Here is a 21,694-nt window from a genome sequence, read left to right on the forward strand (position 1 = left end):
ATAGTAAAAACCACGCTGGGCGTGGCAGTTGCTCTTGGGCACTTCACATAACCCTAACAAGGCATGATTGTATAAACCCTACACTTCACCTTGAAGCTTCCTGTGAGCCACGCTTGGCGGTTCCTTCCGCCGCGTAGAGTAGTTTCCGTGCACCTTTCTCGCGACGCTATCGTTTCCACCGCCCTCGAGCTCTTGACACGCTACGGGCTCGCCGATGTCACCATGCGCCGTGTTGCCACCAACCTCGGCGTTGCTCCCGGCGCGCTGTACTGGCATGTGGCCAATAAGCAATCGCTCATCGCCGCAATGACCTCCGAGATCCTCTCCCCCGTTACAGGAGAGACCACAACGGAGCTGGTCAGCTCCCTTCATGGGGAACTCACGCGCTGGCGCGACGGCGCCGAAGTCGCCATAGCAGGTGCCGCCTTCCCCGAATCCTCAGCAAGTTCTGACTTGGAGAAGCTTTTCACCTCCGCGTTGAAGCGGGAAGCCCCCGGGGCATCACCGGAGGATAGAGGTGTCGCAGCCCGTGCTCTCATCCATTACGTCCTGGGAGCGACCTTCATGGAGCAATCCCGCGAACAGCTCAGTGGGGCGTCACCAAGCGCAGCTCCCTCAGCGTCGAATGCTGTGTCAGGCGTTGACACCTTGGTGCGCGCCGCAGAACTCATGGTCGCGGGTTTACGCACGCTGTGAACCGATCGCATGCAGCGGAATTGACTAAACTAAGCCTCATGACTGAGACCCGTGCTGATATAACGCCATCTCGCCAGGTGTGGCCTGGTTCCCCCTCCCCACTCGGCTCCACCTTCGATGGGGCCGGTACTAATTTTGCTATCTTTTCCGAAATCGCTGAGAAGGTCGAGCTCTGCCTCATCGATCACAACGGCAACGAAGAACGCATTGAACTGACCGAGATCACCGCCCACGTCTGGCATGCCTACCTTCCCAACGTGAGCCCGGGGCAGCGCTATGGCTACCGCATCCATGGCCCTTATGAACCAGAACATGGCCTGCGCTGCGATCCTTCAAAGCTTCTTGTCGATCCTTATGCTCGCGCCTTCGACGGTGATTTTGATGGCGATGCCTCTCTGTACTCCTACGATATCTTCGCGGACGAGCCCGGCACCGGACGCAACGACGATGATTCCCTAGGCCACACAATGCTGTCGGTGGTGATTAATCCCTTCTTCGAGTGGCACGGCGACAACCGCCCCCACACGCCGGATAACGAGACCATCATCTACGAAGCCCACGTCAAGGGCATGACGATGACGCACCCGGATGTTCCGGAGGAGCTGCGCGGAACCTATGCCGGCATGGCACACCCGGCCATCATCAACTACTTCAAGGACCTGGGTGTGACAGCCGTCGAGCTGCTGCCAGTCCACCAGTTCCTGCAGGATGATCGCCTGCGCCAGCTGGGGCTGCGCAACTACTGGGGCTATAACACCTTCGGCTTCTTCGCGCCCCATGCGGACTATGCCTACGCCAAGAAGCCCGGCGAGGTGGTCGCCGAGTTCAAGGCCATGGTTCGCGCCTACCACGAGGCCGGCATCGAAATCATCCTCGACGTTGTCTACAACCACACCGCCGAGGGCAACCACATGGGTCCGACCATTGCTTTCCGCGGCATTGATAACCACGCCTATTACCGGTTGGTTGATGACAATCCCGAGCACTACATGGACTACACCGGCACCGGTAACTCTCTTAATGTCCGCCACCCGCACTCCCTCCAGTTGATCATGGATTCGCTGCGCTACTGGGTAACGGAAATGCGCGTCGACGGCTTCCGCTTCGACCTGGCTTCCACCTTGGCGCGCGAGCTTGACGACGTCGACAAGCTGGCTACCTTCTTCGATCTAGTCCAGCAAGATCCGGTGGTTTCCAAGGTCAAGCTCATCGCCGAGCCCTGGGACGTGGGCCATAACGGCTACCAGGTTGGTAACTTCCCGCCCATTTGGAGCGAGTGGAACGGCAAGTACCGCGATACCGTCCGTGACTTTTGGCGCGGCGAGCCGTCGACGATGGGCGAGTTTGCCTCGCGCCTTACCGGATCTTCCGACCTCTACGCCAACAACGGCCGCCGCCCCACCGCGTCCATCAATTTCATCACCGCGCACGATGGCTTCACGCTGCGTGATTTGGTCTCCTACAACGAAAAGCACAATGCCGACAACGGGGAAGACAACCGCGACGGTGAATCCCACAACCGCTCCTGGAACCACGGTGTGGAGGGCCCCACTGACGACGAAGAGATTAAGAAGCTTCGCCGCCGCCAGGTGCGTAACTTCCTCACCACCCTTCTGCTGTCCCAGGGCACCCCGATGCTGTGCCACGGCGATGAGCTGGGCCGCACCCAGGGCGGCAACAACAATGTGTACTGCCAAGACAACGAGATTTCGTGGATCGATTGGTCGATGTTGGAGCAAGAGAAGAACATCGCCATGCACGGCTTTACCAAGCGCCTGATTAATATCCGCAAGAACCACCCGGTGTTCCGTCGCCAGCGTTTCTTGGCCGGCGGCCCCTTCGGTTCTGAGGTGAAAGACCGAGATATTGCGTGGCTGGTTCCCTCCGGCAAGCTGATGACCCCTGAAGACTGGGACTTTGAGTTCGGTAAGGCGCTTATGGTCTACCTCAACGGCAACGCGATTACGGAGACGACTGCCCGGGGTGAGCGCATCACGGATGATTCCTTCATCATGATCTTCAACGCTCACCACGAGGAGATCGAGTTCACTCTGCCGAAGAAGGACTTGGGTGCTAGCTGGCGCCTCATCGTGGATACGTCTGACTCCGGTGGCTACCCAGATGAAGAAAAGCTCATCGCGGCTGAGGGATCCATCGTGGTGCAACCGCGCACGTCGCTCATCCTCCGCCAGACCGAGCCGCCGGTTTTCGATGACAGCGATGAGTCCGCCGGAGCAGACGAGAACTAGACTGCTCCTTTACCACCTACGCTCTGCTCCCCTGTCCTGAAAGGAATCTGTGTCCTATACCGCCCATGGCGCTGTCATTGATGTCACCGCCGATGCCCTCACGTTCCGCCGCTCCCAGCTTGCTGCGTCCCTCGGCGCACCGGCCCACGAGGCTCTCTCGATGGCCGATGCCACGAGCGTGGAGTGCACGGCGCCAACGGCCACGGGCTTCGGGCAGGTCGTGGTGCGCGGCACGGTCGATGCTGCGGGGAATGCTGGGGACACGGTCATCCGCTTCGCCCCAGGCCAGGACGCGGAGGCCTTCGCTCAGGCGGTCAAGGCCGCCCTCCGCGGCGAAGCGCCGGCGACCAGCAGCCGAGTCGACGGACTGAATTTCACCGCTGTCGATGTGGAAACCGCTAACGACAACTGGGGTTCGGTCTGCCAAATCGGCGCGGTCCGCTTCCGCGATGGTGAAGAAACTGAGTCCCGCACGTGGCTGTGTACTCCCCCGCCGGGTCTGGAGCACTTCGACGATGTCAACATCAGTATCCACGGCATCACAGCAGACGACGTCGCCGGCGCTTCCCCCTTCGCGGACGCCGCTGCCGAGCTCTTCGAGTTCCTCGGTTCCGACACGTTGGTCGCCCACAACGCGCAATTCGATTCCACCGCTTTGCGCAGTGGCCTCCAGAAGGCGGCGGCTCCAGTCCCAGAAGTGCGCCTAGCATGTTCGCTAGCGCTGGCTCGCGACGCCTCCCGCGCCGGCGTTATCGACGTGGCCAACCATAAGCTTCCCACCGTTGCCTCCTACATTGGCGCCGAAGATTTTCAGCACCACGAGGCCACGGCGGATGCCCGCGCCGCTGGGGAAATTGTCAGCGCCTTGGCTCAACGTTTTGGCCACTCCGGTTCCATCGAGGAATTGTTCTCTACCCGCGAGTTTGCACTGGGAACCTTAAGCAAGGAGGCGGTTATCCCTGTCCTCCGCGCCAACACCGCGCCGCTTTCCGCAGCAGACCTAGGCGCGGGAACAGATTTCCGCGACAACACCCGCATGGCGGGTGCTACCTCAGGTGCTCAGAAGAAGCGCTCCTCCTCGCAGGAGCGCCGCGGGCCGGCCCCGTGGCAGTCCGTGTCCACCCCGGACACCATCCCGGATCCGAACCCCGATGCCGACCCGGAAGGCGCGTTGTTTGGCCAGAATGTCACCCTCACCGGTGACTTTGAGCCTTTCGACAAGGGCTTGTTGTGGTCCAAGATCGCTGAGCGCGGCGGCCAGGTAGGCAAAAACGTCACGAAGAAGACCACCATCCTCGTCGTGGGCCAGTGGGCCACCAAGACGTCGAAGGAAAAGCGTGCCGAAGAGCTGCAAAGCAACGGCCAGGACATCGCCATCTGGCAGTCCAACAAGCTTTTAGAGGAACTGCAGCTCGACGAAGCCCCACCGTTCTAGGCAGTAAAAGGCGCTAGGGCGCTAGGGCATCCAGGCTCTAGCGCGCGGTGAAATTTCTCTTCTCCGGTGGGAACCTGCGGGCGCAAGACACAGTCCAATAAAGGCAAGGAATCTGCACGAGCCTACCTTTCACGGAGACGAACACATGACCATCGCGCTGCCCACCTCGCTTCACGTCGATCACCTGCTCCCTTCACTCTGCCCGAGCGAAGAGCTCAACGGAATTAAGCTGTGCGATGATGGCTTCGGCGACTCGCCCGCGTGCATCCAGCTCTCGCGGACGCTATCGATGTCCATGGTGCACGGCACGGGTGCCGAAACCAAGCGCGTGAGCCAGCGTGCGTTGGACGATCTGGGCCTGACTACGCGCCAAGCGTGGGATACCGCAGCGCTCAATCTTCAACGCCGCGCGTTAACACAGCAGGGACTGCGTTTCTTTACCCGGCCAGCGGAGCAGAGTCTCAGCGGCGCTGAAGGCAGCCTCGAGGTGCGCGTGCACCGCTGCACCGTATCGTCGTGGTTGGCGCATCCGCAGGCCTTCGTTATCCTGGATAATCATCTGAAACGCTTGAGCCAAGCCACGAGTATTACCTACCTCGTTCCTGATGCGCACACCCTCTACGCGCTGCTGAACGTTTCCCCACAGCGAGCGACGGAACTGGCCTGCCGCGCGGCCGAGTTGCGCCCGCGCCATCGTCCCCCTCTGAGCCTGCAACCACTAGTATTGGCTAACGGCTTCCCTCTCGAGGTGTAGATACGCCTCACGTCATTCTTGCCGTGGCCGAAAGGAGTCACGTTCTTCACGATGCCTGAATCATCCATGTCCCGCCTAGGCAACCAGTACCACTCCTGGGTACGCGCGCACCCCACCGCGGCGCAAGACTTCCGCGACGCCATCGAGGACTTGCTGAACGACGCCGGAATTATCTTCGACCGCGTGGCCACCCGCATAAAACAATGGCCGTCGCTCAAGGCCAAGGCGAAGAAGCGTCGGGAGAACGGCGAGCTCATGTATCCCAACCCGTGGGAGGATATTCACGATGTCTTGGGCGTGCGGATTACTGTCTTCCACTCCACGATTATCCCAGAGGCCCTAGAGGTTTTAGGAGAGACCTTTACCGTGCTTCGCTCAGTGGATAAGGCAGCGGAGACGCGCATTTCTGGTGGCTTTGGTTATGGCTCCCATCACTTGGTACTGACGGTGTCTGAAGATAGCGCCGCCACGCTGGAGGAACTTGAGCCTTATATCGGCTGGACCTTCGAGATTCAGATTCGCACCGTGCTCCAGCACGCGTGGGCCGAGTTCGAACACGATATCCGCTACAAACAGGGTCCGAATCCGCCCTCCCCACAGGTCGATCGGCTCTTTACGCTCGCCGCAGGCCTCATTGAGCTGGCGGATCAGCAATTCGATGAAATCGCCGCGCTCAAGGCTCCCAGCTCTGAGGCGGACGATGACGTGGAAATCACGGCAGAGACCCTCCCCGGCGTCCTCGCCATCATTCTGGGTAACCGCTTTCCGCGTTCACGCTCGGAGCACTACCGCTTCCTGGCGGAGCTTTTAGAAAACAACGGCATCAATCGTCTAAGCCAGCTCAGGCAGCTACTCGATGATGACGACATCGCCCACGTTCACGACGCCATGCGCTACCGCTTCCGCCCGGGCCAGGTCAGGCTTATCGACGACCTGCTGCTCAACAAATTCGGCGCCCAGCACATCGAGGCCACCGCCGATGCCGGAGACCGCAGGGACCGCAAGCGCCGTTTGAATGCTCGACTTAAGGCCTTAAAGAACTTCCGGAATAATTAGCGGAATCCACCACGGAACTTCTCCATCTGCCGGCGCTCCTTCTTCGTGGGGCGGCCGGCACCGCGCGGGCGGACCGGGACGGAGGGCATGAACTCCTTCGGCGGTGGCGGCGGGGCATGGTCGATGTAACAGGTGCGCGCAATCGGGGCGCCGACGCGCTTGGACACGGTAGCAAGCACCTCAAGGTCATGCTCGTGATGGTTGCGCCACACGCGCACGCGGTCGCCGGGCACAACCTGCTGCGCGGGCTTGGTGGCGTTGCCGTTGAGTTTGACGTGCCCAGCGCGCACGGCAGTGGCGGCTTCCGAGCGCGTCTTGAACATGCGCACGGACCAGACCCAGGCATCAATGCGCACGGGCCGCCCGTCGGGCTGATTCACCATAGGTTCTTAAAAGTTGTGGTTCTCGTTCACGATCTTCTGGATTTTAATCCAGTTGTACCCTCCACCCACCACGGCAACGATGAGGCCAATCGCCATGAAAGTCCAGAAACCGGTGAGCGTCCAACCCAAGAGGACACCGCCGGCGACGCCGCCCACGACGCAGATAGCTCCGTTGCGGGCGTGGGTGCGCACGGCTTGCTTGCGTTGCTCAATGGGGTTGTTGGGGCGTCGCTGCATAGTCATGGGGCTTATTCTACATGGACAGAAGCTAGCGGCCTGAAAGCTCGACCCAGGCAGTTCCAGCTTCCTTCGGTTCTGCCTCGCCCTGGGTCAGCGCCGCGAGCGTCGCCGCGAGTTCCTCCTTGCCGCCGGGCTCCACAGACACGGTGAAGGTCACCGCCTGGCCGTAGGCGGTATCCACCATGTCCACGCCACGGTTGCGCAACTCCGCCTCCAGCCGCCCGGCCTCCGCATGGGAGACTTCGACTGTATAGAGCTCGCGCAAGGCACGCGTGACGGGCTCAACCTGCTCCATCGTCTCGCTGACGGCGCCGCCATAGGCGTGCACGAGCCCGCCCGCGCCCAGCTTGATACCGCCGAAGTAGCGCACCACGACCGCGCAAATATCGAGCAGTCCGGAGCCCTTCAGAACATCGAGCATCGGCTTGCCCGCCGTGCCGGAGGGCTCGCCATCATCAGAGGAGCGCTCCACTGGATTCGAGCCGTCAACGTGGTAGATGTAGGCCGAGCAGTGGTGGCGGGCGTCAGGGAAGCGGTCGCGGGCGCCGTCGATAAGCGTGCGTGCTTCCTCTTCCGTCGTAGCGCGGCCGATGAGGGTGATAAACCGCGAGCGCTTGATCTCAATCTCGTGCTCGACAATCTCACCGGCGGCGGGGCGCTGATAGCTCTCCAGCATTATGCGACGAGGAAGTCGTACTCAGGCGTGCCGGGCTGAAGCTGCTGGCAGTTGAGCTTCGATTTCTCCATTCGCTCCAGCAGTCCGTCGATACCTGCGGCACTCCCCAACTCGATACCCACCAGCGCGGCGCCGGTCTCGCGGTTGTTGCGCTTGAGGTACTCGAACAACGTGATGTCATCTTCAGGGCCGAGAACATCCTGCAGGAAGTGGCGCAGCTGGCCTGGCTCCTGCGGGAAGTTCACCAGGAAGTAGTGCTTGAGTCCGCGGTGCACCAGGGAGCGCTCCATGATTTCGGCATAGCGAAGCACGTCATTATTGCCGCCGGAAATCACGCAGACCACCGTTGAGCCCGGCTGCAGGTTGAGCGTGCGCAGACCGGTCACGCTCAGCGCGCCGGCAGGTTCGGCGATGATGCCCTCGTTTTGGTACAGCGCGAGCTGTTCCGTGCACACGGCGCCTTCCGAGACGATGTCATGGTGCAGGCGGCCCTGGTTGGCTTCCAGAATCTTGAAAGGCAGCTCGCCGATGCGCTTGACGGCAGCACCGTCGACGAAAGGATCGACGGTCTCCAGGGTCACCGGCTCACCGGCCGCAAACGCAGCGCTCAGCGACGCCGCCCCGGCCGGCTCAATGCCCACCACCGCGGTGCGCGGGGCCATATCGGCGAGGTAAGAGGTGATGCCGGAAATGAGTCCGCCGCCGCCCACGGGGACCACCACGGTATCCAAGGACTTGCCCATCGAGGACAGCTGGGACACGATTTCCGCGGCCACAGTTCCCTGACCGGTGACGGTATCGCGCGAGTCGAAAGGCTCGATGAAGAAGGCGCCGCGCTCGGCGGCATCCGCGTGCGCGGCAGCTGCTGCCTCGTCGAAGTTAGCGCCGGTGACCACCAACTCCACGAAATCACCACCGTGAACCAGGATGCGGTCGCGTTTTTGCTTCGGGGTAGGTTCCGGCACGTAGATCTTGCCGTGGATTCCCATGGTGCGGCAGGCGTAGGCGACGCCCTGGGCATGATTTCCCGCCGAGGCGGTAACTATCCCCTGCGTGCGCTGCTCTTCGCTGAGGTTTGACATGCCGTAAATAGCCCCGCGGATCTTGTAGGAGCGCACATCCTGCAGGTCTTCGCGCTTCAGGTACACCTCATAGCCTGTCTCTTGGGACAGGCGCGGGCAGTACTGCAGCGGAGTGGGGGCAATCTCCGAGCTAATTCGCGATTGGGCCAGTTGGATATCAGAGGCGTGGATAGGCTCGAAGTCTTGCGGGATGGTTGTCATGGTGGCTTATTTTAGCGCCCCGCCCTCCACGCGTCGCACATTACCTAGCAATCGACCGGTTCACCGAACGTTTACCCAGATCTCGCTTGGCCGCAACTTACTGTTCCCCAAAAGCTCTAGGGGCAAAACGTACGGTGGTGCGGAATCTTTTCGTCTCGCAACAAGGAGTCTTTCTGCATGTCTCGTTCTATCTCCCGCCGCTCCCTCACCCTGTGCGCTGCGACCGCCACGTGCCTTAGCCTGGCTGTACCGACTTCCTCGGCTGCGATTGTAGAGAATGTCATCGAACACTCTGCTGCCGACGCTAACCTCAAGGTCACCCCGATTGGCACCTATGAGTCTGGGGTCTACGAAGAGTCCGCCGCAGAGATCGTGGCCTTCCACCCGGCCTCCAAGCGCATTCTCACCGTCAACGCGCATGCGGGCCAGATTGATGTCCTCGATGCTTCGGATCCGACCAAGCTCACGCTCATCGGTTCCATTTCTGCTGGCGAGGGCAAGGAAATCAACTCCGTGGCCGTGCGCCCCGATGGCCTGGCTGTGGCCGCCGTCCAGCAAGCGGACAAGACCGAGGAGGGCGAAGCACTGTTCTTCAACGCCGCAGCCGAAGACCTGACGACCGCCGAATTAGGGCGCGTGATGGTGGGCGCTTTGCCGGATAACGTCCACATCACCGCCGATGGTGGCTACGCTCTCCTCGCCAATGAGGGCGAGCCCTCGAACGAGCTCAACGCCGAGGGCACCGATTACGTCACGGACCCGGAAGGTTCCGTCTCCGTCATTAAGCTGCCAGAGGGTGTTGAGGCTCCAACCCAAACGGATGCCCGTATCGCCGACTTCACTGCCTTCGACGGTCAGCCTTTGCCGGAGGGCGTGCGCGTCTTCGGCCCCTCCGGCCACGATTCCAAGCCCTCAATCGACTTCGAGCCGGAGTACATCACCTCCCAGGACGGCAAGGCCTTTGTAACGCTGCAGGAGGCCAACGCCATCGGTGTCATTGACATCGAGTCCGCCACCGTGGAAAAGATTCTGCCTGCACACATTGCGGATCACTCGACAGTCCCGCTGGACCCCTCGAACAAGGATGACAAGGCGGAGCTGCGCACCATCCCGGTTAAGGGTCTGTCCATGCCCGATTCCATCGGTGCCTTCACCGCTGGCGGCCAGACCTACTTCGCCACCGCGAACGAGGGCGACGCCCGCGAATGGGGCATGGAGGAGAAGGACGGCGGTTCCGGCGTTTACACCGATGAGGTGGAGCTCAAGGACGTGGTCGAGGATGGCAAGGTGTGCGAGGGCGCGCTTGGCGACGTCGACCTGGACAAGCTCGCCGACAAGAAGGAAGCCGGCAACCTGAAGCTGAGCAACGCCTCTGGCTGGAACGAAGAGAAGGGCTGCTTCGACGAGCTTTATGCTTACGGCTCCCGTTCCTTTAGCATCTACGACGCGGAGGGCAACGTTGTCTTCGACTCCGGTGCCGAGTTCGAAAAGATCACCGCCGAGCTCAACGAGCCGGGCGTGTTCCACCACAACGCCGATAATGAGAGCGCCGAGTTTGATGACCGCTCCGACAACAAGGGCCCCGAGCCCGAGGCTCTCACTATCGGCACCGTGGGAGACCGCACCTACGCCTTCATCGGCGCGGAGCGCGTCGGCGGCATCTTTGTCTACGACGTCACCGACCCTGCCAACTCTTCCTTCGTTACCTACGTCAACAACCGCGACTTCTCCACCGACGAGTTTGCCGCTGCCGGCGACCTAGGCCCGGAGGGCTTTGCCTTCGTCGACAAGGCGGACTCCCCTAACGGCGAGTACCTGCTCATCGTCGGCAACGAGGTATCCGGAACCACGACCGTCTACTCCGTGAAGGATCTCCTCGCCGGCGACAAGGACGACGAGGAGAAGCCGGACGAGAATCCGGATGAGAACCCTGGCGATGACTCGCAGGACCAGGACGACCAGAACAAGGACGGCCAGAGCTCCCGCCCGTCCACCGCGGCCCTCATCGCTGGTTCTGTCATCGGTGCCATCGCCGCCCTAGCCGCTGCCGTAGGCCTGCTGCGTGCCCCGGGTATCCGTGAAACGGTTCTCAGCCTGGCCCCTGCACTGCTGCGCGAGCAGCTGGAGAAGTTCCTCTAGCCCCTACCGCGCTCCTGGGGAGGGCTGCTACATTGAAATGGGCTTGCACCAAGCCCTCCCCCTTTTTCTCATCCCCTCGCATCCCTTCCCAAGGAGAACCCTCTGATTATGCGCCTTTCAACCTCCCTGATCGCAGTGTGCACCACGACCATGGCCCTGGTAACTCCGCTGGCTGCAGCCGACGACGCTTCTGGTAGCGCTCAGCCCGCCGCGCAGAGCCAGAGCGGACAGAACGGTCAGAGCTCCACTGGCGGAAGCTCGATGAACATCGGTCACACCAATACCTCCGGCCTCTCCGAGGAGTGCGCGGATGCGGTGCGCAAGGCGCGCGAGGAGCACGAAAACGCGGTGGCCGATGACACTGCGGGCTCGTCCTTCATGGGGCCGAAGGAGCTCGGACTCGGCATCCTTAACGGTTATGGTTCCTCCGGTATGCCGGAAGTGCCGGACTGCGTCCAGGAAGAAAAGGACGCTGAGCTGGAGAAGGAGTGGGACGAGATGCCGGACTGGGTACAGTCTGCACGGCCCAATGACACGGCCGAGGAGGTCTTTGCGTGGATCGGTGGCGCGGCTGCGTTACTCTCCGTCGGCATCAACCTGCTGGCCGCGGTCGCGCAGTCCAACCCGGCTGTCCTCAACGACCTGCGTGCCTTCCTCAAGAGCCACGGTTTCTACTGGGATAACACCAAGAAGAAGGAAGAGGCCGACGCGGCTGAGGAATAGTTCCTACCGCACGATCTCAAAGGCGCGAACCAAGTGTGGTTCGCGCCTATTTATTTCGCCCTCGGACGGGACCGCGCGCTAGAGCATTTGCGCGCCCCAGCCCCGGCGACGGGTTAGAACAGTTCCTCCGTGGCGATCTGTGCGCCTTCGACGAGGGACTCCAGCTTTGCCCACGCGATCTGGTGATGCAGGCGCCCGCCGAGGCCGCAGTCCGTCGACGCGATGACGTTCTCGGGGCCCACCAGCTCGGCGAAACGGATGATGCGATCCGCCACCAGGCGCGGGTGCTCCACGGCGTTCGTGGAGTGCGAAATCACGCCCGGGTAGATGACAGTGCCCTCCGGCAGTTTGTGGTCCTGCCACACACGCCACTCGTGCGCGTGGCGCGGCGAGGCGCCCTCAAAGGAGAAGCCGCCGACCTTGGCCTGCAGGATCTCTTCAATGATGTCCGCGAACGGAATATCCGTCACGTGCGGGCCGTGCCAGGAACCCCAGCAGATGTGCAGACGGGTCTGCTCGCGCGGGATGTCCTTGATGGACTCATTGAGGATGTCGATGCGCCCGCGCAGGAATGCCTGGAAGTCCTCTACGGTCGGCTCCGGAACCACCGAATCCCAAGCTTCGGCCAGATCTGGGGCATCGAACTGGACGGTCAGACCGGCATCGGTGATGGCCTTGTACTCCACCTTGAGCGCCTCACCACAGGCGCGAACAAGGTCGGTTTCATCCTCGTAGTACTTGTTGGGCAGACGCGCCGCAGCGCCCGGGGACAGGGCGGCGACGAAGCCTTCGGTGCCCTCGGGGAGGGCGTCGGCAAGCAGCTTTACGTCTGCTTCGACCTGCTCCTGGCCGATGTAGGTAACCGGGCCGGTGAACTCCGGGTTAGCTACCTTCTTGCGGCCGGTAAAGATACCCGAATCCGGATCGTTGTAAGCCTCGGCGAACAGTGCGCGGTCGCGGCGATCCTTCATCGAGGAAAGGCGAATCTTGCCCGGCTCGGAGCGGATCTTGTCACCGATTTCCCAGCGGTCCTTGTCCGTCATGGTCAAACCACCCAGGCGGGTAAAGGAGTAGTTCCACCAAGCGCCATAGTCCACAGCGCCGGAGGTGATGTGGCCGTACTCGCCCTCGTTGATGATGTCGATGCCGAGATCAACCTGGCGCTTGACCACGTCAGCGACCGAGCGCTGAAGAATCTCGTGGAACTTCTCATCGGAGATGGTGCCGGCAGAACGCTCGAGGTTAGCCTCCAGCAGCTCCTTGGTGCGTGGCAGTGAGCCGACGTGGGTGGTGCGGATCTTATTGACCATAGGAGGTACATTCCCTTTCAACTAGACTGTGCTGTCTAGCGTAACCCACGTACGAAGCACGGCCCGCTTCATTCTGTACTTTTATTCAGCACGCGGCCCCAACACGTGGGCTCACCCAAGGATGCCGGCGCCCATCGTCGCCTTGAGATCACCCATGAGGTTGCTGGAGCGCTCCACACGCAGATGTTCGCCGAGGACCATCATGGTGGACTCTTCGCCGTCGACAAGCGTGAGGTACACGTCGGACTCACCCTTGTTGTTGACCAAGACCTGCTTGAGCCGCGCAATGTTGTCCATCGTGCACTGATCCGTGCGCATGGTCAGTCGCAGCGGCAGCCCAGCACCGTTGCCCGGCCCCAAATCGGGAACGCGGATATCGGAGCAGAACAGGGACATGCGCTCATCGCGAATCTTCACCTGAACCTTGGCCAGGATGATGTTGTCTTCCGCAATCTGCGGGGCCACCAGCGAGTACACCTGGTTGAACACGAGGATATCCACTTGGGCGCCGTTATGGTCCTCGATGCTGACGATGGCCCAGGGCGAGCCATCGCGCTTGGAAAAGCGCCTGTCGACGCCCGAGATAATGCCGCCGATCACCAGCTCCTGCCCGTTGCCGACTTCACCGTTGAGGATCTTCGTAATCGGGGTGTCGGTCTGCGCGTTGAGGGCTTCCTCGAAGCCATCGAGCGGGTGGCCGGACACGTACAGGCCGAGCATCTCCCTCTCCAAGGCCAGCTCGTGCTTTCGATCCCAGTTCTCATCTGGGATATCGATGGCGAAGGCGGAGACAGAGTCGCCCTGTTCATCACCACCGCCAAAGCCAGCGAAGAGGTCAAATTGGCCTTTGTCGGCTGCTTTCTTGGTCGTTTGCACTGAATCGACGGCATCTTCATGGATGAGCATGAGGCCCTTGCGCGGATGTTCCAGGGAATCGAAGGCGCCGGCCTTGATGAGGGATTCGGTCACGCGCTTTGAACACGCCGCCAGCTCGATCTTTTCCAGGTAATCGGAGAAGGACGTAAAGGCGCCTTTCTCACGGCGGGTCTTTACGATGGAATCCACCACTTCCCCACCGACGTTGCGGATAGCGCCCATGCCGAAGCGGATATCCTCGCCCACGGCCTGGAAGGTTTCTTGGGACTCATTGACGTCCGGGGAGAGCACGCGGATGCCCAGGTGGCGGCAGTCGGCCAGGTAGATAGCGGACTTATCCTTCTTGTCACCCACCGAGGTCAGCAGCGCGGCCATGTACTCCGGCGCGTAATAGGCCTTCAGGTAGGCCGTCCAGAAGGACACCAACCCGTAACCGGCGGCGTGGGACTTGTTAAACGCGTAGGAGGCGAAGGGCTCAATGGTGCCCCACAGAGCGTCCATGGCTTCCTTGGAGTAGCCATTGTCCTTCATGCCGCCCCAGAACTTGTCATACTGCTGGGCCAGGACTTCCGGCTTCTTCTTACCCATGGCCTTACGGAAGCCATCTGCCTCGCCGGCGGTGTAGTTAGCCACCTTCTGCGAGATACGCATGATCTGCTCCTGGTACACGATAAGACCGTAGGTCTCATCGAGGATCTCCTTGAGCGGCTCCTCCAGCTCGGGGTGAATTGGGGTAATTTCCTTGCGGCCGTTCTTGCGGTCCGCGTAATCCCAGTGCGCATTCACACCCATCGGGCCCGGACGGTAGAGCGCCAGCGACGCCACAATATCCTTAAAGCCCGTCGGCTTCATACGCTTGAGCAGCTCCTGCATGCCGCCCGAGTCGAGCTGGAACACGCCCAGAGTATCGCCGCGCGAGAGCAGGTCATAAACCTTCGAGGCATTCGGGTCGTCGGCATGGAGGTCCTCTAGGTGGACTTCCTCGCCGCGGTTCTTCTTGATGTTTTCCAGGCAGTCACCAATCACGGTGAGGTTGCGCAGACCCAGGAAGTCCATCTTCAGCAGGCCGATGGCCTCACAGGCCGGGTAGTCCCAGCCGGTGATGTAGGCGCCGTCGGCTGGGCGCTTCCACATCGGGATGTGGTCCATAAGCCGGACCGAGGCCATAATGACCGCGCAGGCATGCACGCCGGCCTGACGGACCACGCCCTCGAGGCCGCGAGCGGTCTCGTAGATCTTCTTGACGTCCGGGTCAGTCTCAATCATCTGCCGGACCTCGGTCGCCTCCGAGTAGCGCTCGTGCTCGGGGTCCATGATGCCGGCGAGCGGGATGTCCTTGGCCATGATGGCAGGCGGCAGCGCACCGTTAATGCGGTCCGCCATCTGGAAGCCCGGCTGGCCAAAGTGCACCTTAGCGGAGTCCTTAATGGCCTGCTTGGTCTTCACGGTGCCGAAGGTAATCACCTGGGCAACCTTGTCCTCGCCCCACCGCTCGGCGGCGTAAGTAATCATCTCGCCGCGGCGGCGATCATCGAAGTCGATATCGATATCCGGTGCGGACGGACGCTCCGGGTTCAAGAATCGCTCGAAGAGCAGGCCATGCTCGATAGGGTCAATGTTGGTAATCGTCAGCGCGTAGGCCACGAGCGCACCGGCCGCCGAACCACGGCCCGGACCAACGCGAATGCCGATGGAGCGCGCGTGCTTGATGAGCTCGGCCACGATGAGGAAGTAGGAAGGGTAGCCCTTCATATCGATGACGCTGATCTCGTACTCAGCACGGTCGATGTACTCCTGCGGCACATCCCCACCGTTGAAGCGATCCTTCAGTCCCTCCATCACCTCGTGGGTTAGCCAGGAGGTTGGGGTGTAGCCCTCGGGGACGTCGGCAATCGGCATGCGGTCATGGGTGTGCTCCTCCCAAATCGCGCCATAGTCCTGCACGCGCTCGGCAATCCACAGGGTGTTATCGCACGCCTCCGGCACCATGTGATCCCACAGCTCACGCATCTGTTGGGCGGTCTTGATGTAGTAGCCGGTGCCGTCGAACTTAAAGCGATCCGGGTCCATAAATGTCTTGCCCGTCTGCACGCAGAGCATGGCCTCGTGGGAAGGCGCCTGGGATTCCAGCACGTAGTGGCAGTCATTGGTCACCAGCGGCGGCAGGTCGAGCTTGCGACCGATCTCCAGCAGGCCGTCGCGCGTGCGCTTCTCGATGTCCAATCCATGGTCCATGAGCTCCAGGAAGAAATTGTCCTTACCATAGATGTCCTGCCACATGGCGGCTGCTTCCAGCGCTTCGTTGAACTGGCCCAGGCGCAGGCGGGTCTGCACGTCACCGGAAGGGCACCCGGTGGTCGCGATGATGCCTTCAGCATGCTCGGCAATCAGCTCCGCGTCCATGCGCGGCCACTTGCCCAACTGCCCCTCGTAGGAAGCCAAGGAGGAAAGCTTGAACAGGTTGCGCAGGCCGGTTTCGTTCTCCGCCAGCATGGTCTGGTGCAGATAGGCACCGGAAGCGGACACGTCATCGCGCTTCTGGTCCGGAGTTCCCCACAGCACGCGCTTCTTGTTGAAGCGCGATTCCGGTGCCAAATAAGCCTCGATGCCAATGATGGGTTTCACGCCAGCGCTGGTCATCCTTTGATAGAAGGCATTGGAGCCATACATGTTGCCATGGTCTGTCATACCGACGGCAGGCATACCTTGGCGAACCACCTCATCCGCCAACATATCCACCTTTGCCATGCCATCCAGCATGGAGAATTCGGTGTGGTTGTGAAGGTGAACGAAGGAGGAGTTTTTGGCCATGCGGCTCATCTTAGCGGGGACGTCAAACTTCGCCCGTAGGTCCTCGCTGAGGTACATTTTCTTAAATGTTCTACACCATTGCTGCCTATCTCATGTGGGGCTTCTTCCCAGCGTTCTTCCCGCTGCTGCGCCCCGCTAGCCCATTTGAGATTTTGGCCCACCGCATCGTGTGGACCGCCGTTCTCGTCACCGCAGTGTTGCTGGTGACAGGTGGCTGGCGCGAGCTGAAAGCGTTCAGCTCGCGCACTTGGGGGTGGATGTTCGCCTGTGGCGTGGCCATCACCATCAACTGGGGCACCTATGTCATCGCCATCAACAGCGATCACGTGGCCGATGCCGCACTGGGCTATTTCATCAACCCTCTCGTCTCCGTGGCCCTCGGCATTATTTTCCTCAAGGAGAAGCTGACGAAGGCGCAGGTGGCGTCGGTCAGCATCGCCTTCATCGCAGTGTTGTGGCTGACCTTCATGACCGGTCAGGCCCCCTATTATTCGCTGGCTTTGGCCTTCAGCTTCGGAATCTATGGTTTGCTCAAGAAACGCATCACGGTTTCCTCAATGGGCTCGGTGGCCGCGGAAACCTTGGTCATGCTCCCGTTCGCGCTGATCTACCTGGGCTACCTCCAGGCACAGGGCGAATCCACCTTCACTACCGAAGGGCCCGGGCACATCGCACTGCTGGTTACCTCCGGCCTCGTCACCGCCCTGCCGCTGTTGTGTTTCGCCCAGGGCGCTAAGCACCTGCGTCTGTCTACCCTCGGCATGCTGCAGTACATGACCCCCATCATGCAGATGCTCTGGGCATTGTTTGTCACCCAAGAGCACATGTCTACGGAACGCTGGATCGGTTTTGCCATCATCTGGGTTGCGGTGATCATCTACCTTGCAGACTTGGTGCGCATGGGCCGCGCTTCTCGACGCCGCGCCCGCCTCCACCCCGCAGAGAAAACAACCCCCAGCCGGGACTAGCGGCGCTTCAGCTCGTCGCGCGCCTCCCGAGCCCGGGCACGCCGGGCGGCTTCCTCGCGCGCGTTGAGCGCCCACCGCGGCATGAGGATGGCCATAGCGATGCAATAGATGGCCACCACAATGAGAATGCCGAAGGTGAGCTTGTCCGCTCCCCAGATTCCTTGCGCGATGGCGGCCCCAGAGGCGATGAACGCGCCCGCCCACATCAAGAGGTAGGCAAAGCGGTAGTTCGGCGGCCACTCGGTGGTGTTGGGAAACAGGCGCATGTCTTCTCCTCGGCTGTTCTAGCGGTTCTCATTCTGTCCGACGTTGGCGGGCGGGCGCACGCCGAAGGAGCCCCATGCGGCGTCAGCGGGCGCGACCTCCACGGTATCGACCCGCGGATCGTTAGCGAGGGCGCGCAGTTGACTCCCCCCGGAATAGACCACGACGGCATCGACCTTCGCTGGTGCATCCTCCGCCATGTCACGGGCATGGTCGGCCACGCGGGCCAAGACGGTATCGATAACGTCGGCGCGCGTGGCGCCGGCGACAGGCTCGGGGACCGCGATGGGCGCGGCCAGCCCGATCACGATGGCATCCATGCGCTCGATGGGCTGCAGGGCGTCGCTCACGTCCTGCGGACTCAGCGGCTCGCGAAAGCCCACCAGCGCGTAGGCCGGATCGGTTGCGTGCGCTAATGAGGTCTCCGCGCGCTCCCGATAATCGGCCGCGCTCTCCGAGCCATCAGGGCCAAGTTGGTCTCCCTGCACCGCCGTGCTGGGCTGCGTTCCGAAGAGCCCGAAGGCGACCACCACTGCCAAGGCGAGCACGGCCAACATCACCAGCGCCGCGGCACGGCGGCGCCGGTAGATGCGTTGGCTGGCGCGTCGCTGCGGGCTCATCCGCGCAAAACCTCCACGGCGTGCTTGAGATCGTCCGGGTAGGGTGCAGTGCACTCGAACCACTTGCCGGTTCCCGGGTGGGTAAAGCCGAGTTCGACCGCGTGCAGCCACTGGCGGTTAAGCCCCACACGCTTGGCCAGGTTCGGGTCACAGCCATACATCGGATCGCCGACACAGGGATGCCCGGTGGCGGACATGTGGACACGGATCTGGTGGGTTCGGCCGGTCTCCAAATGAACCTCGAGGAGGCTAGCCTCGCGGAAGGCCTCCAACAGCTTGTAATGTGTCACGGCCGGTTTGCCGTCATCGACGACCCCAAATTTCCAGCCCGCCGAAGGATGACGGCCAATGGGTGCATCAATGGTCCCCACGATGGGATCCGGCAGGCCCTGCACCACGGCGTGATAGGTCTTCTGCACGGTGCGCTCGCGGAAGGCGTTCTTGAGTTGGGAGTAGGCGCGCTCGCTGGCGGCCACCACCATGACGCCTGAGGTCCCCACGTCGAGACGGTGGACAATACCCTTGCGTTCGGTAGGGCCGGCGTCGGCAAGCGCATAGCCTGCTGCCCGCAGCCCGCCGATGACGGTGGGCCCATCCCAACCCAACGTGGGGTGCGCAGCCACACCCACGGGCTTGCACACGCAGATGATGTCCTCGTCCGCGTAGAGAACATCCATGCCCTCCACCAGCTCTTCTTTGGGGATGAGCGGTTCCTCCGGCGCTGGCATCATGACATCGATCCAGCCGCCAGCACTTAAGCGCTCGGACTTGCCCACGGCGGCACCATCGATTTCCACGTCTCCCGCCGCGCACAACTGGGCCACCCGGGCCCGCGAAATACCCAAGAGCTTGGCCAGGGCGGCATCCGCGCGCATGCCATCGAGGCCCTCGGGCACCGGCAACCTACGACTTTCGCGCATCAAGCTTCCCCCGCTTCCTGCTCTTGTGGCTTTTCTTTCATCTCTGCCCAGAACATCGCGCTGATAAAGACCACGACGCCACAGGTAATGGCCGCATCTGCAATATTGAAAACAGCGAAGCTGCCCACGGAGATGTAATCCACCACGTGCCCAAACCAAAACCCCGGCTCACGCACGAGGCGGTCGATGAAGTTGCCCAGGGCACCTCCGGCGATCATGGCCAGGCCTATCGCCTGCCACTTATCGTGAATGCGCGGGGCGGCGATGGCCACACCAATGATGAAGACCAATTGGATCGTGGTAAACAGCCACGTCGAGCCCTCCCCGCCCATAGAGAAGGCGGCGCCGGGGTTAAACAGAAGGTAGAAACGGAACCAATCACCAAAGACCGGTAGGGCTTCACCTTCAGTGAGGATGGACAGCATCAGCGCCTTCACGGCTTGGTCGACGGCAGCCACACCGAGCACCACCGCAACCATCACTCCGATATAACTCCTTGCTTTCACCCGTTCCATTCTAAACAGGCTCATCCGGTAATTTGGAATGCGTGTTTCGTGTGAGAGCTCTAGCAGTCCTGTCCGCCACCGTCCTGGGAGTCGCCGGCGCGCTCGCCGGCTGTTCCTATTCCCAGCCGGCCAAGCCCGTCGAGGAGCCAGTGGGGCTGGCCCTCGATGCCCCGCGCGTGACCCTCCTAGAACCAGGTGACGGCGCCGGTCAGGTCCTGGCTTTTAAGGACCTCGATGCTACGCAGGAGCTGACGTATGAGGTCGCCACGGGCTTCGACCAGCAACTGCGCAAGGACGGCAGTTCGGCCCCGTCACCGGAGGCTCAGGACAAGGTCACTCTTCCGCTGCAGGCCTCGGTGGAGGCTGCCACCGAGAATGTCGAAGGCCAACTTCCAGCAAGCCGCAACGCCTTCGTCACCGTCGGAAAGCCGGAGGCTGACGGCGCGGATGTCTCCTCCGCTGAGGGCTTCCAGTTTGGATGGCGCGGCACGGATACGGGCCAGATGAACTCGCTGCGCCTGGCCGCCCCGCAGGCGGCGACCGATCAGGCCCGCAGCACCGTCGAGCGCGCCATCACCAGCCTGACCTCACTGCCCATCGTCTTCCCTGATGAGGAAATCGGCCCGGGTGCTACGTGGGTGGTGGAATCGCGCGTCACTGGAGAATCCACGCTGTTGCAAACCACGACCTATACCTTGGACAAGCTGGACGGGGATATCGCTGAGCTCAGCGTGAAGATTGAGCAGCGGCCTTCCCTGGGCGCACTGTCCTTCGACGGCGCCGACGCCCCCGAAGAGCTACGTGGCAAGGAGCTGAAGGTTACGGACCACACGTCGACCTCGAAGGGCACGGTCACCGTTGATCTGACCAAGCCGCTCCCCACCGCCGGCGATGTCTCCGTGACCACCGCGATTTCTTATGGTGCGGAAGGCTCTGATCTTCGCGTGGTGCAAACCAGCGCCACCGAGATGGAGTTCACCACCGAGTAGCCTGCTTCGCGCCTCACCTTCCCGCGCGAGATCACCGCGAGACAGCCTCCGCACAAGGCAGCGCCCACCACCTGGCTGGCATGAGATCCAGCGAGTGGCGGGCGCTTAAGTAGCGAGTGGCGGGCGCTTAAGTTATGAAAACCTGGTTTTACTGGGCGGGAGCCTCAGCACCTTCTGCGGGGGCGTCGGCAGGCGCCTCAGCGCCTTCCTCGGCGCCAGCGCCTTCCGGCACGGAGTCCGCACACATCTCCGGGACCTCTTCCGGCGGGACGATGTTGGTGACCAAGACACAAGCCCAGGTCTTAGACAGCTTCCACGTGCCGCCCTCGTTGATGAACTCCACCTGGTCAGCGGTCTGCTGCTGGCCATCAGGGGTGTTGATGTGGACGGTAGCGAGCGCGGAATCCGGCACGAGGCCCGGGATGACCGGGGCCACAACCTCGAAGGTGGCACCGGATTCGGCCTGGGACTGCGACATGACGTCGAAAAGCTCCGGCGCCGTTTCGCTGCCCTGCACCAGCTGCACCTTCTCTTCCTGCGGCAGGTTCGGGTCGGCAGCCTTAGCCAAGATCTCGTTGAGTTCCTCCACGGAGGGCATCTCGGTGGAGACAACCTGCGAGGCGGAGGTTTCGCCCGAGGGCTTAGCGGCGGTGCTGTTCTCGGCCGCGCCATCGTCGGAAGACGAGCAGGCGGACAGGGCAGTCGCGGCGCCCAAAGCCAGGACGGCGGCGCTCAGCTTGAAGGATTTCACAAATACTCCTCACGTTGGGGATCGTGGTTCATCCCTTTTACTCTA

At 61.8% G+C, this 21,694-nt stretch carries 20 protein-coding genes; 9 read left to right on the plus strand and 11 right to left on the minus strand.

What is annotated here, in order from left to right; all coding sequences use genetic code 11:
• The first annotated feature begins 147 nt into the window (after positions 1–147).
• From HMPREF2993_RS07555 to HMPREF2993_RS07575, 5 genes are all read left to right on the plus strand, one after another.
• Positions 148–696 carry a TetR family transcriptional regulator gene (locus HMPREF2993_RS07555; protein ID WP_046647998.1) on the plus strand — a complete coding sequence of 183 codons (549 nt, stop codon included), beginning with the start codon at positions 148–150 and terminating at the stop codon, positions 694–696.
• A 38-nt stretch (positions 697–734) separates the two neighbouring features.
• The gene (gene glgX / locus HMPREF2993_RS07560) at positions 735–2,945 is read left to right on the plus strand and encodes a glycogen debranching protein GlgX (RefSeq protein ID WP_049155312.1); all 2,211 of its coding nucleotides are present in this window, start codon (positions 735–737) and stop codon (positions 2,943–2,945) included.
• 49 nt (positions 2,946–2,994) lie between these two features.
• The gene (locus HMPREF2993_RS07565) at positions 2,995–4,380 is read left to right on the plus strand and encodes a 3'-5' exonuclease (RefSeq protein WP_070701766.1); all 1,386 of its coding nucleotides are present in this window, start codon (positions 2,995–2,997) and stop codon (positions 4,378–4,380) included.
• Between the two features lie 145 nt (positions 4,381–4,525).
• The gene (locus HMPREF2993_RS07570) at positions 4,526–5,134 is read left to right on the plus strand and encodes a hypothetical protein (RefSeq protein ID WP_049155309.1); all 609 of its coding nucleotides are present in this window, start codon (positions 4,526–4,528) and stop codon (positions 5,132–5,134) included.
• Positions 5,135–5,185: 51 nt separating this feature from the next.
• Complete coding sequence (locus HMPREF2993_RS07575; protein WP_070701768.1) at positions 5,186–6,190, plus strand: GTP pyrophosphokinase; 1,005 nt, start codon at positions 5,186–5,188, stop codon at positions 6,188–6,190.
• Here the strand turns inward: HMPREF2993_RS07575 and HMPREF2993_RS07580 are convergent.
• Genes HMPREF2993_RS07580 through ilvA form a run of 4 tightly spaced genes read right to left on the minus strand, consistent with a single transcriptional unit; the run spans position 6,187 to position 8,772 of the window.
• Positions 6,187–6,573: an RNA-binding S4 domain-containing protein gene (locus HMPREF2993_RS07580; protein WP_010190494.1), complete on the minus strand. Its 387-nt coding sequence runs from the start codon at positions 6,571–6,573 to the stop codon at positions 6,187–6,189. The genes HMPREF2993_RS07575 and HMPREF2993_RS07580 overlap by 4 nt on opposite strands.
• A gap of 6 nt (positions 6,574–6,579) precedes the next feature.
• Positions 6,580–6,816: a hypothetical protein gene (locus tag HMPREF2993_RS07585; protein ID WP_070515717.1), complete on the minus strand. Its 237-nt coding sequence runs from the start codon at positions 6,814–6,816 to the stop codon at positions 6,580–6,582.
• Between the two features lie 25 nt (positions 6,817–6,841).
• Positions 6,842–7,489: a YigZ family protein gene (locus HMPREF2993_RS07590; protein WP_046647993.1), complete on the minus strand. Its 648-nt coding sequence runs from the start codon at positions 7,487–7,489 to the stop codon at positions 6,842–6,844.
• Positions 7,489–8,772 carry a threonine ammonia-lyase IlvA gene (gene ilvA, locus HMPREF2993_RS07595; protein ID WP_070515721.1) on the minus strand — a complete coding sequence of 428 codons (1,284 nt, stop codon included), beginning with the start codon at positions 8,770–8,772 and terminating at the stop codon, positions 7,489–7,491. Before ilvA ends, HMPREF2993_RS07590 begins: the two co-directional genes overlap by 1 nt.
• A gap of 177 nt (positions 8,773–8,949) precedes the next feature.
• On the opposite strand from ilvA, the gene HMPREF2993_RS07600 reads away from it, so the two are divergent.
• Both HMPREF2993_RS07600 and HMPREF2993_RS07605 read left to right on the plus strand, forming a co-directional pair.
• Positions 8,950–10,911, plus strand: coding sequence for a choice-of-anchor I family protein (locus HMPREF2993_RS07600; RefSeq protein WP_070701770.1), 1,962 nt, complete (start codon positions 8,950–8,952; stop codon positions 10,909–10,911).
• A 108-nt stretch (positions 10,912–11,019) separates the two neighbouring features.
• Positions 11,020–11,634 (plus strand): hypothetical protein, encoded by a 615-nt coding sequence (locus HMPREF2993_RS07605; protein WP_070682100.1) that lies wholly within the window; start codon positions 11,020–11,022, stop codon positions 11,632–11,634.
• Positions 11,635–11,747: 113 nt separating this feature from the next.
• On the opposite strand, the gene HMPREF2993_RS07610 is transcribed toward HMPREF2993_RS07605, so the two are convergent.
• Positions 11,748–12,944, minus strand: a complete 1,197-nt coding sequence (locus HMPREF2993_RS07610) for a cobalamin-independent methionine synthase II family protein (RefSeq protein WP_070512506.1) — start codon at positions 12,942–12,944, stop codon at positions 11,748–11,750.
• A 111-nt stretch (positions 12,945–13,055) separates the two neighbouring features.
• Entirely contained in the window at positions 13,056–16,631 is a 3,576-nt protein-coding gene (gene dnaE / locus HMPREF2993_RS07615) for a DNA polymerase III subunit alpha (protein ID WP_070701820.1), read from the minus strand.
• 65 nt (positions 16,632–16,696) lie between these two features.
• Here dnaE and rarD point away from each other — a divergent pair, with 65 nt between their 5' ends.
• Entirely contained in the window at positions 16,697–17,599 is a 903-nt protein-coding gene (gene rarD / locus HMPREF2993_RS07620; protein ID WP_070701772.1) for an EamA family transporter RarD, read from the plus strand.
• Here the strand turns inward: rarD and HMPREF2993_RS07625 are convergent.
• From HMPREF2993_RS07625 to lspA, 4 genes are read right to left on the minus strand one after another with little or no spacing between them, the layout of a single operon-like run.
• Positions 17,596–17,865 (minus strand): permease, encoded by a 270-nt coding sequence (locus HMPREF2993_RS07625; RefSeq protein ID WP_070701774.1) that lies wholly within the window; start codon positions 17,863–17,865, stop codon positions 17,596–17,598. The two genes, rarD and HMPREF2993_RS07625, sit on opposite strands and share 4 nt — an antisense overlap.
• Positions 17,866–17,883: 18 nt before the next feature.
• Positions 17,884–18,483 (minus strand): hypothetical protein, encoded by a 600-nt coding sequence (locus HMPREF2993_RS07630; protein ID WP_070701776.1) that lies wholly within the window; start codon positions 18,481–18,483, stop codon positions 17,884–17,886.
• Positions 18,480–19,403: an RluA family pseudouridine synthase gene (locus HMPREF2993_RS07635; RefSeq protein ID WP_070512496.1), complete on the minus strand. Its 924-nt coding sequence runs from the start codon at positions 19,401–19,403 to the stop codon at positions 18,480–18,482. The genes HMPREF2993_RS07630 and HMPREF2993_RS07635 overlap by 4 nt, the downstream gene beginning before the upstream one ends.
• Complete coding sequence (gene lspA / locus HMPREF2993_RS07640; RefSeq protein WP_070512491.1) at positions 19,403–19,918, minus strand: signal peptidase II; 516 nt, start codon at positions 19,916–19,918, stop codon at positions 19,403–19,405. The genes HMPREF2993_RS07635 and lspA overlap by 1 nt, the downstream gene beginning before the upstream one ends.
• A gap of 32 nt (positions 19,919–19,950) precedes the next feature.
• Here lspA and HMPREF2993_RS07645 point away from each other — a divergent pair, with 32 nt between their 5' ends.
• Positions 19,951–20,898: a DUF6263 family protein gene (locus HMPREF2993_RS07645; protein ID WP_070701778.1), complete on the plus strand. Its 948-nt coding sequence runs from the start codon at positions 19,951–19,953 to the stop codon at positions 20,896–20,898.
• A gap of 148 nt (positions 20,899–21,046) precedes the next feature.
• Here the strand turns inward: HMPREF2993_RS07645 and HMPREF2993_RS07650 are convergent, their stop codons facing one another.
• The gene (locus HMPREF2993_RS07650; protein ID WP_046647983.1) at positions 21,047–21,649 is read right to left on the minus strand and encodes a WKL family lipoprotein; all 603 of its coding nucleotides are present in this window, start codon (positions 21,647–21,649) and stop codon (positions 21,047–21,049) included.
• Positions 21,650–21,694 lie beyond the last annotated feature (45 nt).

This window comes from Corynebacterium sp. HMSC068G04, from assembly GCF_001814885.1.
Classification (GTDB): Bacteria; Actinomycetota; Actinomycetes; order Mycobacteriales; family Mycobacteriaceae; genus Corynebacterium; species Corynebacterium hiratae.

Coding starts and splice junctions, on each gene's coding strand:
- HMPREF2993_RS07590 (WP_046647993.1), bottom strand. CDS start 7,489: ATGCTGGAGAGCTATCAGCGCCCCGCCGCCGGTGAGATTGTCGAGCAC.
- glgX (WP_049155312.1), top strand. CDS start 735: ATGACTGAGACCCGTGCTGATATAACGCCATCTCGCCAGGTGTGGCCT.
- HMPREF2993_RS07625 (WP_070701774.1), bottom strand. CDS start 17,865: ATGCGCCTGTTTCCCAACACCACCGAGTGGCCGCCGAACTACCGCTTT.
- HMPREF2993_RS07600 (WP_070701770.1), top strand. CDS start 8,950: ATGTCTCGTTCTATCTCCCGCCGCTCCCTCACCCTGTGCGCTGCGACC.
- dnaE (WP_070701820.1), bottom strand. CDS start 16,631: ATGGCCAAAAACTCCTCCTTCGTTCACCTTCACAACCACACCGAATTC.
- HMPREF2993_RS07605 (WP_070682100.1), top strand. CDS start 11,020: ATGCGCCTTTCAACCTCCCTGATCGCAGTGTGCACCACGACCATGGCC.
- ilvA (WP_070515721.1), bottom strand. CDS start 8,772: ATGACAACCATCCCGCAAGACTTCGAGCCTATCCACGCCTCTGATATC.
- HMPREF2993_RS07570 (WP_049155309.1), top strand. CDS start 4,526: ATGACCATCGCGCTGCCCACCTCGCTTCACGTCGATCACCTGCTCCCT.
- HMPREF2993_RS07575 (WP_070701768.1), top strand. CDS start 5,186: ATGCCTGAATCATCCATGTCCCGCCTAGGCAACCAGTACCACTCCTGG.
- rarD (WP_070701772.1), top strand. CDS start 16,697: ATGTTCTACACCATTGCTGCCTATCTCATGTGGGGCTTCTTCCCAGCG.
- HMPREF2993_RS07585 (WP_070515717.1), bottom strand. CDS start 6,816: ATGACTATGCAGCGACGCCCCAACAACCCCATTGAGCAACGCAAGCAA.
- lspA (WP_070512491.1), bottom strand. CDS start 19,918: ATGGAACGGGTGAAAGCAAGGAGTTATATCGGAGTGATGGTTGCGGTG.
- HMPREF2993_RS07610 (WP_070512506.1), bottom strand. CDS start 12,944: ATGGTCAATAAGATCCGCACCACCCACGTCGGCTCACTGCCACGCACC.
- HMPREF2993_RS07630 (WP_070701776.1), bottom strand. CDS start 18,483: ATGAGCCCGCAGCGACGCGCCAGCCAACGCATCTACCGGCGCCGCCGT.
- HMPREF2993_RS07635 (WP_070512496.1), bottom strand. CDS start 19,403: ATGCGCGAAAGTCGTAGGTTGCCGGTGCCCGAGGGCCTCGATGGCATG.
- HMPREF2993_RS07580 (WP_010190494.1), bottom strand. CDS start 6,573: ATGGTGAATCAGCCCGACGGGCGGCCCGTGCGCATTGATGCCTGGGTC.